General features: G+C 66.3%; 10 protein-coding genes. 3 read left to right on the forward strand and 7 right to left on the reverse strand.

Annotation, left to right across the window (positions count from 1 at the left end; all coding sequences use genetic code 11):
* Nucleotides 1-10 precede the first annotated feature (10 nt).
* Together GZH52_RS07085 and GZH52_RS07090 are read left to right on the forward strand one after the other, a co-directional pair.
* The gene (locus GZH52_RS07085; protein ID WP_163315789.1) at nt 11-1,246 is read left to right on the forward strand and encodes a DUF58 domain-containing protein; all 1,236 of its coding nucleotides are present in this window, start codon (nt 11-13) and stop codon (nt 1,244-1,246) included.
* Nucleotides 1,243-2,559: a DUF4129 domain-containing protein gene (locus GZH52_RS07090; RefSeq protein ID WP_163315790.1), complete on the forward strand. Its 1,317-nt coding sequence runs from the start codon at nt 1,243-1,245 to the stop codon at nt 2,557-2,559. Before GZH52_RS07085 ends, GZH52_RS07090 begins: the two co-directional genes overlap by 4 nt.
* A 388-nt stretch (nt 2,560-2,947) precedes the next feature.
* Here GZH52_RS07090 and GZH52_RS07095 read toward each other — a convergent pair whose 3' ends face one another.
* Together GZH52_RS07095 and GZH52_RS07100 are read right to left on the reverse strand one after the other, a co-directional pair.
* Complete coding sequence (locus GZH52_RS07095) at nt 2,948-3,940, reverse strand: transporter (protein WP_163315791.1); 993 nt, start codon at nt 3,938-3,940, stop codon at nt 2,948-2,950.
* 42 nt (nt 3,941-3,982) lie between these two features.
* The gene (locus tag GZH52_RS07100; RefSeq protein WP_163315792.1) at nt 3,983-5,779 is read right to left on the reverse strand and encodes an arylsulfatase; all 1,797 of its coding nucleotides are present in this window, start codon (nt 5,777-5,779) and stop codon (nt 3,983-3,985) included.
* A gap of 566 nt (nt 5,780-6,345) precedes the next feature.
* Between GZH52_RS07100 and GZH52_RS07105 the strand changes: the two genes are divergently transcribed.
* Nucleotides 6,346-7,632 carry an anaerobic sulfatase maturase gene (locus tag GZH52_RS07105; protein WP_163315793.1) on the forward strand — a complete coding sequence of 429 codons (1,287 nt, stop codon included), beginning with the start codon at nt 6,346-6,348 and terminating at the stop codon, nt 7,630-7,632.
* 43 nt (nt 7,633-7,675) lie between these two features.
* Here the strand turns inward: GZH52_RS07105 and GZH52_RS07110 are convergent, their stop codons facing one another.
* The 5 genes from GZH52_RS07110 to GZH52_RS07130 form a co-directional block, all read right to left on the reverse strand.
* On the reverse strand, nt 7,676-9,178 hold the full coding sequence (locus GZH52_RS07110; protein WP_163315794.1) for a glycerol-3-phosphate dehydrogenase/oxidase: 1,503 nt from the start codon (nt 9,176-9,178) through the stop codon (nt 7,676-7,678).
* Between the two features lie 117 nt (nt 9,179-9,295).
* Nucleotides 9,296-9,643, reverse strand: coding sequence for a translation initiation factor Sui1 (locus GZH52_RS07115; protein WP_163315795.1), 348 nt, complete (start codon nt 9,641-9,643; stop codon nt 9,296-9,298).
* Nucleotides 9,644-9,669: 26 nt separating this feature from the next.
* A complete protein-coding gene (locus tag GZH52_RS07120; RefSeq protein ID WP_163315796.1) occupies nt 9,670-10,542 on the reverse strand; it encodes an SMP-30/gluconolactonase/LRE family protein in 873 nt (290 codons plus the stop codon).
* On the reverse strand, nt 10,539-11,759 hold the full coding sequence (locus GZH52_RS07125; protein ID WP_163315797.1) for a multifunctional CCA addition/repair protein: 1,221 nt from the start codon (nt 11,757-11,759) through the stop codon (nt 10,539-10,541). The genes GZH52_RS07120 and GZH52_RS07125 overlap by 4 nt, the downstream gene beginning before the upstream one ends.
* A 9-nt stretch (nt 11,760-11,768) precedes the next feature.
* Nucleotides 11,769-12,704, reverse strand: coding sequence for a complex I NDUFA9 subunit family protein (locus tag GZH52_RS07130; RefSeq protein WP_163315798.1), 936 nt, complete (start codon nt 12,702-12,704; stop codon nt 11,769-11,771).
* Nucleotides 12,705-12,730 lie beyond the last annotated feature (26 nt).

Raw genomic sequence — 12,730 nt, forward strand, 5'->3', positions numbered from 1 at the left:
CCTGCCAAGCTTGACGCGTCCGGGCCGGCGGGCCGCACCCTGGCTGCTCTCGGCGTTGGTGGCGGTCGCCTACCTGTCTGCGCTGGGCCGGGGGCACTCCTTGCCCTGGGTGCTCGCCGCGTTGCTGTTCTCGGCGCTGCTGTGTGGCTTGTGGCTGCCGCACTGGCAGGTCGCGCGCCTTATGGTGCGGCGCGAGGCGCCCGGGCGGGCCGAGGAGGGCGAGACGGTCGAGCTTTGCGTCGTGCTGGAAAACCCGGCCTGGCTGCCCCGCTTTATGGTCGAGGTGTTCGATCGCCTGCCCGCGGACGGGTCCGGCGCGCAAAGCACCGAGCGGCGGATCGCGCTGCTGCCCTACCTGCCGCCGCGCGCCCGGCGCACGCTGCGCGTGCCGCTACTCTGTGAAAAGCGCGGCCACTACCGGCTAGGTCCGGTGACGCTGGCGACCGCCTTCCCGCTGGGGCTGGCGTCGGCCAGGCGAAGCCAGGGCGGCGAGGCGTGGCTCACGGTCTACCCCGAGCTCTTCGCGCTTGCGGCGCTGCCGCTGTCGGGCGCGCCATCCCGCATGCACCGTGCCGACTGGCCGCTGCCCGGCCACAAGGGCGCGGCAGAGTGCATGGCGGTGCGCGAGTATCGTGCCGGCGACAACCCGCGCCATGTGCACTGGCGCGCCAGCGCCCGCCTGGGCGAATTGGTGGTACGCGAATTCGAGCCAACGGCGGATGCGCTGCTATGCCTGGTGCCGGATCTGGCGCGCGACGCCAATGTCGGTGTCGGCCGCCAGGCGACGCTGGAGGTGACGCTGCGCATCTGCGCCTCGATCGCGCGGGCAGCCTCGGCCTGGCGTACTCCGGTGCGGCTGCAGGGGGCAGGTGCAGCGCCGGTGAGGATGGTGTCAGGCAGCGGCGAGCTGCAGTTCCGGCAAATGCTCGACTGCTGCGCAAGGCTCGATGCCGACGGCGATGTTCCGTACGCCGAAGTACTGCGTGAGGTGGGGGCGCAGGCCGCCGCCGGCGAGACGCTGGTCCTGTTCCTGAGTGAGCCGGCCGCGCGCGCCGAGGCCACGCTCATGGCCATCGCTGATTTGAGGGCGCGCCGCCTGCCCGTGCTGGCTGTCCTGTTTGACCGCTCAAGCTTTGATATGCCAGGCCCCGACGCGGCGGCGCTGGGCGCGCGCCTGGGAGCCCTAGGGGTGCGCTGCCTGCCACATGCCTGCGGCGACGTGGCCGCACGGTTGTTCTCGCGATGAACGAAACCCTGCCAAGCCGTGCCGTCTATATCGGCCTGTGGGCCAGCCTGGTACTCGCTATCGCCTGCAACGCCTTTCTCGATATCGCCTACGGCAGCTTCGGCAAGGAGCTGCTGTGCTGGGCGCTGGCGTATGGCTGGAGCCTGCGCGCGGCCTGGCGCTTGCGCGCCGATCCCGAGCGCGCGCGACGTCTGCAGCGGCGGGTGCTGCTGGCTGTCGTCCCGCTCGCGCTCTTGCTGTTCTTGCCGGTCTGGGGGCCGGAGCGCGGCGGCGTCTACGCGCTGGCCGCTTTGCAGCTGGCCAATAGTTGCGTGTGCGCGAGCCGGCGTCAGTTGCGCATGGGGCTGATGGTGTCGCTGGTGCTGGTGATGTTCGCCTGCAGCCATTACCGCGCCGACTGGACGCTGCTGTTCTACCTGCTGCCCTATGTCGCGGCGCTGGTGTTCACGCTCTCGGCGGACGAGATCGGTCAGCGTGCCGGCCGCACCGCGCCAGACCAGACGCAGGCCGCGGGGTTGGGCTTGGCCATGCTGGCGGCGACCTTGAGCATCCTGCTGGCAGGCGGGGGGCTGTATGCGCTGACGCCGCAGCCGACCTGGAGCACGCTGTCCTCGGCCTTTGGCCTGAGCGCACCGTTGGGCGCTGCGGGTGATGCGGTGGGGGCAGGAGGTGGTGCGGGGCAGGGCGTGCCGTCGGACAGCGCGGCAGGGGGGCAGGGGGGCGACGCGCTGCGCGGGGCGGCAGCGCGTCCCGGCATGCCGTCCTGGCAAGCGGCCACGATGCAGGCGCTGGCCGACGGCCATGATGCGCTGTCGGCGGCGCTCGCGCCGCTGCAGTCGCACTTGCAGCGACAGCGTCAGCGTCTGGAAGCCTGGGCGGCCGCGCACCGGCAGGACTTGCTCGCCAGCCTGCTGGCCTTGCTCATGGCGCTGCTGCTGGCAGGGTTGTTTTATCTGGTGCGGGAGATGCGGGCCGGACTGTGGCTGCGCACGCGGGCCGACTACCTGCGGCTGGGCCTGCTGGGCGCGCACGGGGTGGGGCGGCAGGGGGCGCGCCGTTACTGGCAGGCCTGCGAGCGCCTGTGTGCGCTGGAAAACGCGCCGCGTAACCCGGCGCTCAGCGTGCGCGAGTACGCCGGCACCCTCGAGCCCCTGCTATTGTCGCCCACCCCTGCGCTGCAGGCGTTGATGCGCGGCTTCGAGGCCGCGCGCTATGGCGCGCACGAGCCTGACCGGGCGGCGCTCTCGCAGCTGCGCAGCCACTACCGCGCGCTTTATCGCCAGTTGCGCCGAGAGGGCCTGCTTGGCGGGTAAGATGGACGGGCATTCAATATTGGTATGCTGGTGTGGCAGGGAGAGGACGGATGCGGTATCAGGGTAGGCTCAGGAACTGGAAGGACGCGCAGGGTTACGGCTTCGTAGCGTCCGAGGGCGGGGGCGAGCAGGTCTTCGTGAATGACAAGGCATTCAGACAGGGCTGCCGCCCACGGGAAGGTGGGCTGATCTGTTGCCAGCCAGGGCGTGATAGTGCAACTGAACCAATGCCTTAGCCAGAATGTTGGGCGGCACGGACCAAGGCTCAGGGCGAGCTGAGCAGCTTTTCGCCCCGCTCGCCCCGGATGTGGGAGATGTCCATTTCTCGCGGGCTGGTTTTGCTTGGCCACATGGCTGGGCTAGACAAAACCTGGAAACGTCCGGCCCCTTACTCCTGCTTCAAGCGCCGGGAGCCTTCGATGAGTGGGTGCCAGCCGAAGACAAAAGTGATCATGAAACTGTCCATGCGCATTTTGTCAGGCGCGCTGTCATTGACCGTCGAGCGGTAACCGGCGGTGAGGTTGAGGTTGTCGTTGATTTTGTAGCCAAGGGTAAGACCCAAGGTCACATCATTGCGCTTGCTGCCCTCTACGCCATCAATGGTTGCCTTGCCGCCCTTGTACCAGGAGGCGTCCAGCGACCCCCAGATGTTTTCCGCGAAATCACGGGTCAAATGGGCGTCGAGCTGGAAGAGCGGATCGGTTTTCAACTTGCGGCCGACGAAGTCCGTGTTGTCACCGAAAATCCAGGCCGCCGGCAGCAACTCCAGCGTCGTCCGCCTGCCGGGCACCCATGCACCAAGCTGCATGGTCATCGGCGCACCGATGCGGCCATACCAGCGATTTTGGCCAAGATTGAGCGTCTGCTTGTTGTCATACTCGCCGATCGGCACGGCGATGTCTGCCAGCAGATCCAGCGAAAACCCCGGCTGGTATCGCATTGCATCGGGAATGTTGTTCTGTGGCTTGGGGCCGATGAGATTGACGTTCAGTTCAAGCATCGGATCGCCAAAGCCGCTGGCAGACTGCGAGACCGAGGCGCCGTTCACTGCCCGTGCCTCGCCGGAAATGCGCCCCATGGGCAAAAGAATGGCCGCCATGGCCGAGCGATCCAGCAGCGAAAACGTTTCCGCATATCCGGCAATCGCCAGGGTGGCATCAAAATTGGCGTCATTACTGACCAGACGGGAGGGGTCGAAAGGATTGGCGTTGCCGCTGATGGACTCGACAATGAGCGGCACAGCACTGCCACCGGTCAGCGTTTTCCAGTAAAAGCGGGCCGGCACTTCGGCTTGCGCCGGGCCGACTCCGCTCATGGCAAACAATGCGGCTGCGGCCAATGGCAGTTGGGCAAAACGGCGGTTCTTCTTGCTGCTTGTCATGAGCTTCATCCTTTGTCGTTGTCAGTTTCCTGGGCAGCCAAATCAGGGTGCGGGTTCTGCCACCATGTCCTTCGGGGGGACGAACTGCTGCTTGTAGATCAGGGGCGGATACCCTTTGTCGTCGGATACCCGTTTGGGTAATTGATCTTCCAGGGTTTCGAACACCGAACGGCTGGGCAAAATAACGTTGTTTTCCCGCGCATAACTCTCCCAGAGCGAAGTCATGGCCTTGAGCTTGTCAGGATTCGCTGCGGCCAGGTTCTTGCGTTCGGCCGGGTCGCTCGCCAAGTTGTAAAGCTCCCAGCTTTCAGAACCAAAGGGCTTGTATTGCCAGCGGATTTTCCATTCGCCCTGGCGCACCGCGCGATTGCCAAAAATCTCCCAGGCCAGGTAATCCTGCTCCGTGCGGGGCGATTCGGTTTTGCCCGCCAGCAAGGGCACCCATGATTTACCCATCAGCGCAGGCGTTTTCTTGTCTTGGTCTGCCTTGGGGTAACTGGCGCCGGCCACCTCAAGCATGGTCGGCATGATGTCGGCCACGTGCAGGACGCCGTGATTGATGCTGCCCTTCATGCGCTTGACCGGGGGGCCGCTGACGATCAGCGCATTGCGGATGCCGCCTTCAGCTGTCCAGCTTTTGTACTGGCTGAATGGCGTCATCGATACCTGTGCCCACATCGGGCCGTAGCCGACGTACGAGCCCGGATCGCCCCAGGCGTTCGGATGGGTTTGCGACCAGTTGATCGCGCCAAACAGGAAGTCCCGCGAGCCGGGCGAGCCGGCAATCATCTTGAACAGGTCGGTGCCTTCGGCGCCGTTGTCGCCAAAAACGACAAAAATGGTATTGTCGTATTCGCCGATTTTCTTCAGGTGATCGACCAGGCGGCCGACGTGGTGGTCGAGGTTTTCCACCATGCCGGCATAGAGCTCCATCTTCTTGCCGAGGATCGCCCGGCTGGCCGGCGCCAGCACGACGGGATCGGGAACAAACCACATGCGTTCGGAGAGTTCAGTGCCTGCCGGCAGGATGCCCAGCTCGATCTGCCGCTTCAGGCGCGCCTGCCTGACTGCGTCCCAGCCCTTGTCGTATTCGCCGACGTGACGGTTGCGCCACTCTTTCGGCAGGTGGAAGGGATCGTGCGGCGCCTGGTGGGCCACGTAGGCAAAGAAGGGCTTGCCATCGGCGCGGTTGGCGTCGATGAAGCTGATCATCTTGTCCGTATAGGTCTTGGTCGCGTAATAGTCGTCAGGCAGTTTGTTCAGATAGCGGCCATCTTCGGTGAACACCGACTGGGGTGCGGCGGCCGTGAAATTGGTCATGTCCCAATAGCTGCCCGCGCCGTCCAGCAGGCTGAAGTCACGCTCGAATCCGCGTGCACGGGGGATCAGCTCGGGTGATTTGCCCAGATGCCACTTTCCAACCATGTAAGTGTGATAACCGGCATCCTTGAGTAGCTGGGGCAGCGTCGGTATCCCGAGTTTCAGATAGCCTTCGTAGCCATCGGCGCCGCGCTGGTTGGGCGCGGTCCATTCGTCCATATTGCCCAGGCCGTTGCGGTGCGTGTCGATGCCGGTGAGGAGGGTCGCGCGTGTTGGCGAACTGGTTGCATGCGTGTAGAAGTTCGTGAAACGCATCCCTTCGCGGGCCAGCGCATCGATGTTTGGCGTTTTGATCTCGCTGCCAAATGCGCCCAGGTCGGCATACCCCAAGTCATCGCCAAGAATGACGACAATATTGGGGCGTTTGCCTTGTGCCGGCTCGGGCGTCTGTGCAGTCGCAGCAACTGGAAATACGGCCGCAAGCGTTGCGGCAATGAGGCTTAATGCGGCGGTTTTCATCCCTTGTCCCTGTTTGGTTTGAGGGCATCCTTGGCATGTTCATATTTCATAATACACACGCATTAATGGATGGCAATGTGATTGGCTGGCGGTACGCGGGGTGTTGCACAAATTGTCAGAAGGGCAGGTTTATGCTTATGGTTTCCTTCCGGAAACCTCCCGTTCTGGCATGATCCAACCGTGCACTGCCACGACAGATCAATGAAGAGTCTGTTCGTTGATAAATAAAAAAGAGGTGGATGTCTATTTAAGAATGGTGGTCCGTTTAAGCCTTTCGGCCGGCATGCGGTTTTGCCGAACCGGCGTTCAGCGTCGACATGCATTGTTGCGACCGTAGGAAAGGGTAGTCAGCCGGGCCCACCTGATCCCGGTCGGGCATCACGGCAAGACGAGCTTGCGGACGCAACGCAACGCAAGGCAAGAGTGAGACGGGGAGGGCGAAGGCGTTCCGCCTGCAACTGCCATGATTTTCGAGGGCGCAAGCCATAAACGACCTGCCGTGTGGAGAAAAACAGTACAGGCTCGGCGCTACATTCCGCTCAGCAATCGGCAACAAAGGCAGACCGATGATTCCAATTCGTCCCGTTGATCAGGATCCCAAGCTGGAATTACCCCCTTTGGCGGGCGGCGATTATTATGCCTTCCACGTCATGATTAAGCCCGCCGGCGCGCAGTGCAATCTGGATTGTGCCTATTGCTTTTACCTGCACAAGGAAGACCTGCTCCAGCAAGGCAAAATGCCGCGCATGAGCGAATCGCTGCTGGAAGCCCATATTCGGCAATACATCGCCGCCCAGACCGGGCCGGAAGTGGTGTTTACTTGGCAAGGCGGTGAACCCACGCTGATGGGGCTGGATTTTTTTCGCCGGGTGGTCGAGTTGCAGGCGCGCCACGCCAAGCCGGGTCAGGCCATTGCCAATGATCTGCAGACCAACGGCGTCTTGCTGGATGAAGCGTGGTGTCGATTTCTGAAGCAGCATCGCTTTCTGGTCGGCCTGTCGATAGACGGGCCTGCCACGCTGCATGATACCTACCGCTACAGCAAGGGCGGCAAGCCGACTTTTGAGCGTGTGATGGCGGCGGTAAAGCTGCTGCACCAGCACGAGATCACCTTCAATGCGCTGTGTGTGGTGAACAGGCTCAACGCCCGCAAGCCCATCGATGTCTACCGTTTCCTGCGCGATGAAGTGCGCCCGCACATCATCCAGTTCCTGCCGGCGGTGGAGCCGGCCAGCTTCCATGGTGTCGCCCCCGGCTACTGGAAACAGGACGAGCTGCCTGTCAGCGGCTCTGCGCGGGCAAGACCCGGCCAGCCGGATTCGCTGGTGACCGACTGGTCGGTCGATCCGGAGGATTGGGGGTATTTCCTGACGCGCGTGTGGGAAGCGTGGCTGAAGCATGACTTCGGTCGCGTGTTCGTCGATCAGTTCGAGAATGTCATCAGCCAGTTGCTTGGCCGGGGGGCACAGACCTGCGTGAGCGGGCAGATTTGCGGCAAGGCGCTGGCTATCGAACACGATGGCAGCTTGTACAGTTGCGACCATTTTGTGTATCCGGAATACCGGCTGGGCCATATTCGCGAGGTGCACGAGGGGGCCCTGGCCTTTTCCGAACGGCAACAAGCCTTCGGTTTCGCCAAGTACAAAACCTTGCCGGCGTATTGCCGTGGCTGCCGCCATCTGCAGCTTTGCTGGGGCGGCTGTCCGAAAAACCGCTTTGTGAAGACGCCTGACGGTGACGCGGGGCTTAATTACCTCTGCCCGGGGCTGAAGAAATTCTTTGCCCGTGTTGTTGCAGATCGTGTCCTGTTCCTTGGCCGAATGGGCTTGGGCGTCGGCAATTGCATTCTCTGACCATGGCAGGGGGCACCGCGCTCTGCATCCAGTTGCCTGTCCGTCAGCGGGAGGCAAAGGCGTTGCCGTCCGGATGGTTAGGCATTGAATGCGCTGCCGCCAGTGCCGCGCTTACGCAAGCGGTCAGCATCATGCAGCGCCCCGCGTCGAGCAGCCCTATGTGCAGGCGGCGGTAGAGCACGTCTTCCGCGGTGCGTGCGGCTTCGAACGCCTGCGCGTGCCGCGCGAAGTGGGCTAGGTCCGTGCTCGCCGCCGGCTCCCCGGCGAGCAAGGCCGCCTCCAGCGCTTCAGTGTCCCAGGTTGTCGCGTCCAGTAGCGGCAGCGTCGCCGTCACGCATTCCCGCCTGGGCAGCAGGCCGCGCGCGCAGGCGAGGCTGACCGCGTCCTCGGCCATCCTGCGGTAGGTCGTCCACTTGCCGCCGGTGACGGTGATCATATTGCCGAATTCGTGCACCAGCGCGTGTTCGCGCGACAGCCGCGCGGTGTCGTTTCCCGAGGCGCCTTGCGGGCTGTAGAGCGGGCGCAGCCCGGCGAAGGTCGCGCGGATGTCGGCGTGGCCCAGCGGCCTCTCTAGGTAGGCCGACGCGGTTTCAAGCAGCCAGCCGGTTTCGGCGGCGCTCGGTACAGGCGCCCAGTCGGGGGCGTCCGCCTCGACGTCGGTGGTGCCGAGCAGCACCCGGCCGTGCCAGGGCAGCGCGAACAGCACGCGCCCGTCCGGGGTTTTCGGGATCAGCATGCCCGATGTGAACGGTAGCACGGCGGGGTCGACCAGCAGGTGCGAGCCGCGCGAGAAGCGCAGCAGGGTCGGGGCGTCGGGGCTGGCCAGGCGCCGCACCCGGTCGGCCCACACCCCGGCAGCGTTGAAGACGACCCTGGCCGAGACGGCGCAGGCGAGGCCGGTTTCCGTGTCGCGGACGGTCAGCCGGCTGATGCCGGTGCTGTCCCGCTCAAGGCTTTCAAGGCGCATGTAATTCAGCGGCAGCGCGCCTTGCGCGTGCGCGGTGTGCATCAGGCTGATGGCGAGGCGCGCGTCGTCGAACTGCCCGTCCCAGTAGGCGACGCCGCCGGTGAGACCTTCGCGGCGGATGCCGGGCAGGCGGCGTAGCGTCTCTTCGCGGCTCAGCCACTCGGTGTCGCCCAGGCTTGCGTCGCCGGCGAGCGCGTCGTACAGGCCGAGTCCGACCCGCAGTTTCACGCGCTCGAGCTGCCCGTAACAGGGAACGACGACCTGCAGGCGGCGGGTGAGGTACGGCGCGTTGCGTAGCAACAGCGCGCGCTCGTGCAGCGCCTCGCGTACCAGCGCCACGCGGCCTTGCTGCAGGTAGCGCACGCCGCCGTGGACGAGTTTGGTGCTGCGGCTGGAGGTGCCGGCGGCGAAGTCCTGCGCGTCGACAAGCAGCGTCGAGAAGCCGCGGCTGGCGCTGTCCAGCGCGATGCCCAGCCCCGTCGCGCCGCCGCCGATCACGGCGACGTCCCAGGCCTGTTGCGTGGCCAGCCGCTCAAGCAGGCGGGCGCGTGAAAGCGGCGCGGCGCGCGGGTGCTGCATGGTGTCCCCCTTGTGTGTGGCGGGCCGCGATTTTTCTTGTGAAGCGCGGCGGCCCTCGTTGCAGCTTAGGCAGGGGATGCGCTGGCGGGAAAGGCTGCTTGTGGCCAGGGTCGAGGCTTAGCCGCCGGCGCGTTTGACCGTCCAGCCTTTTGTGCCGAGCAGCGGCAGCAACTTGTCGACATGGGCGCCCTGGATCTCGATCACGCCGTCCTTGAGCGTGCCGCCGGCACCGCACGCGGTGCGCAGGGCCTTGGCGAACACGGCAAGTTCGTCGTCAACGAGGGGAACGCCGCTGATCACCGTGACCTCCTTGCCGCGGCGTACCTCGCGGCGCACGCGCACCACACCGTCGCCCTTAGGCCTGGCCACCTGGCAGGTGCAGCCGGTCAGCGGCTGGCGGCAGGCGGGGCACATGCTGCCGTGTTCGGTCGAGTAGACGAGGCCGCCCAGTCCCTTGTTTTTCATGTTGCTTGTCCTTGCTGGTCGGGGTGTCAGAGGGCGGCGCAGGGCTCGGGCAGGCCGGCGACGTCCATGTCGACGGCGAACAAGTCGCCCGAGCGCGGCCAGGCGGCGAGTTCGGCCGCGCTGCGCTTCTCGCGCGAAGTGGTGATGTAAAGGGTCTTCAGGTTCGCGCCCCCGAAGGCGACCATGGTCGGCCAGCGCGCGGGCACGTTAAGCCGGCCGACGGTGTGCCCGGTCTCTATATCCAGCCCCAGCACGCACGCGCCGTCGAACAGCGCAACCCAGTAAGTGCCGGCCGCGTCGAACGCGGCGCCGTCCGGCCGGCCTTCATCCGCCGCAAAGCGGCGCACCAGTGCTCGCTCGCCGCAGATCTCGCCGTGTTCATCCAGCGGGTAGCGCCAGAGGGCCGGGCCGCGGGTGTCGGCGTGCATCAGCCACCGCCCGTCGGGGCTGAACGCGAGCCCGTTGGAGACGGTCACGTCTCCCGCGACCACGTCGCTCTGCCCGTCCGGGCGCACGCGCACGAGCTTGCCGTTCGGTGCGTCGCGCGGCTCCCAGAGGGTGCCGGCCCAGAAGTTGCCGTGAGCATCGGCGCGACCGTCGTTGAAGCGCGAACACGCCGGGTCGGTCGGGTTGGGCGCGAGCATCTTTTCCAGCACGCCGTCGGCGTCGGTGAGGTACACACCGTCGCGCAGCGCGACGACAAAGCCGCCGGTTTGCCTCAGCGCGAAGCAGCCTATCTGCTGCAGGAAAGGGTAGCGGCGCAAGCCGCCCTGCGCGTCCAGCCGCAACAGGGTTTGTCCGGTGATGTCTACCCAGTAGAGCGCCTGCTCCGCCACGCTCCAGCGCGGGCACTCGCCCAATTCGGCCGCGTTTTCGACCACCGTGCGCAGGTTTTTCATGCGCGGACCCCGGCCATCGCCTGTGCCACCGCCGCCACGCGCGCGCGCTCGACTTCGGCGGGGATGGCGCGCTTGTCGGCGCAGCCTTGCGCGATAGCGCCGGCGTCGACCCCGTGCGCGGCATCGAGCAGCCGGGCAAGGTAGGCGGCCTGCGGGTAGGGCGTGTCCTCGAAGCCCAGCCGGCCGCGCGCGTCGGCCACGCAGGCGTCCAAGAAACGCGTAAAGCGCTCGGGTCGGCGCAGCGCGTCGGTGTCGCGGAACAGGCGCAGCACGGTGTCGGCGCGCATCTCGCGCGCGACATGCACCTTGGTGTGGTAGAGGCAGGTGATGCGCGCCAGTTCGCGGCATTCGGCGGGCACCCGCAGCCGCTCGCACAGCGACAGCAGCGGCTTCTCGCCGCGTGCCTCGTGGCCGATATGGCGCGGCAGGATATCGGCCGGCGTCAGCGCCTTGCCCAGGTCGTGGGTCAGGCAGGCGAAGCGCGTGTCCAGCGGCAGGCCCATCCGTGCGGCGGTGTCGAGCACCATCCGCGTGTGCACGAGGGTGTCGACTTCCGGGTGGTAGTCGGCGCGCTGCGGCACGCCGGCGAGCGCGGCGACTTCGGGCAGCACGCGCGCGAGCGCGCCGCATTCGGCGAGCACTTCGAGCATGCGCGAAGGCCTCTCTTCCATCAGCCCCTTGGCGAACTCCGCCCACACCCGCTCGGGCACCAGCGCGTCGACTTCGCCGTTGTCCACCATCTGGCGCATCAGCGCCATCGTCGCGGGGGCGACGCTAAATCCGAAGCGTGCGGCGAAGCGCGCGACGCGCAGGATGCGTACCGGGTCTTCGGCGAAGGCGGGGCTGACGTGGCGCAGCACGCCGGCGGCCAAATCCGCCTGCCCGCCGTAAGGGTCGGTCAGCGCGCCGTTATCGTCCTCGGCGATCGCGTTGATGGTCAGGTCGCGCCGGGCCAGGTCTTCTTCCAGCGTGACCTCGGGCGAGGCGTGGAACACGAAGCCGTGGTAGCCGGCACCCGTCTTGCGCTCGGTGCGCGCCAGCGCGTACTCCTCGTGGGTCTTGGGGTGCAGGAACACCGGAAAGTCGCGGCCGACCGGGCGGAAGCCCAGGTCCACCAGTTCTTCGGTGCTGGCGCCGACCACCACCCAGTCGCGGTCCTTCACCGGCAGGCCCAGCAGGCGGTCGCGCACGGCGCCGCCGACGGTATAGCATTTCATCTTGACGTCTTAATTGGCTCGGTAACGGTCGAGGCGCGCCGCGTGGCTGTCCTCGCCAAGATAAGCGGGCACCACCGCCTCCAGCGCGCTGGGCGTGAAGCCCAGCAGGTCGGCGGGGAAGGGCGCGAGGCTGACGTTGTCGACCTGCAGGGACTTCACATTGTCGCGGCTGATCAGCGTGGGGCCGGGCAGGCACTCCATCAGCGTCGCCTGCAGCATGGCAAGCGGGGCCGGCAGCGGGACAACCGTGCGCGGGTGGCCGGTCATTTCGCCGACGTAGCGCACCAGTTCGGCCAGCGTGTAGCTGTGCGGCCCGGCCAGCTCCAGCACCTGCCCGATGGTCGCGGGGCGCTCAAGGCAGGCAGCGATGGCGCGCGCGACGTCCTCGACCCACACCGGCGCGAAGCGGGTGTCGGCGCCGGCGAGCGGCAGCAGCGGCAGGTGCCGGCACAGGCTGGCGAACAGGTTGAGGAAGCTGTCGCCGCGCCCGAACACCACCGACGGGCGCAGGATGGTCCAGGCAAGGCCGCTTTGTTCGATCACGCGCTCGCCCAGCGCCTTGGTCTGCTGGTAGTCGGACGGCGCGTGCGCGTCCGCGCCCAGCGCGCTGACATGCACGAGCCGGCGCACGCCGGCCTCGCGCATTGCGCGGGTGAGGGTTTCGGGCAGCGTGACATGCGCGCGTTCGAAGTCGCGCCTGCGCCCGTGCAGGATGCCGACCAGGTTGACCACCGCGTCGTGGCCGGCGAGCAGGCGCGTGAGCGAACCCTCGTCGTAGACGTCGGCCGCCACCACGTTCACGCCGGGCAGCACCGACAGTGCCGGGTGGCTGTCCGGGCGGCGGCTCACGACGGTGAGCAGCGCACCCTGCCGGGTCAGGTACTCGGCGACGGTGCTGCCGATAAAGCCGCTGCCGCCTATCAGTGCGATGCGAGGTGCGTCCATGTCCGTCTCCTTGTCAGTGCCTCGGC

Source organism: Crenobacter caeni (assembly GCF_010435965.1).
GTDB lineage: Bacteria > Pseudomonadota > Gammaproteobacteria > Burkholderiales > Chromobacteriaceae > Craterilacuibacter > Craterilacuibacter caeni.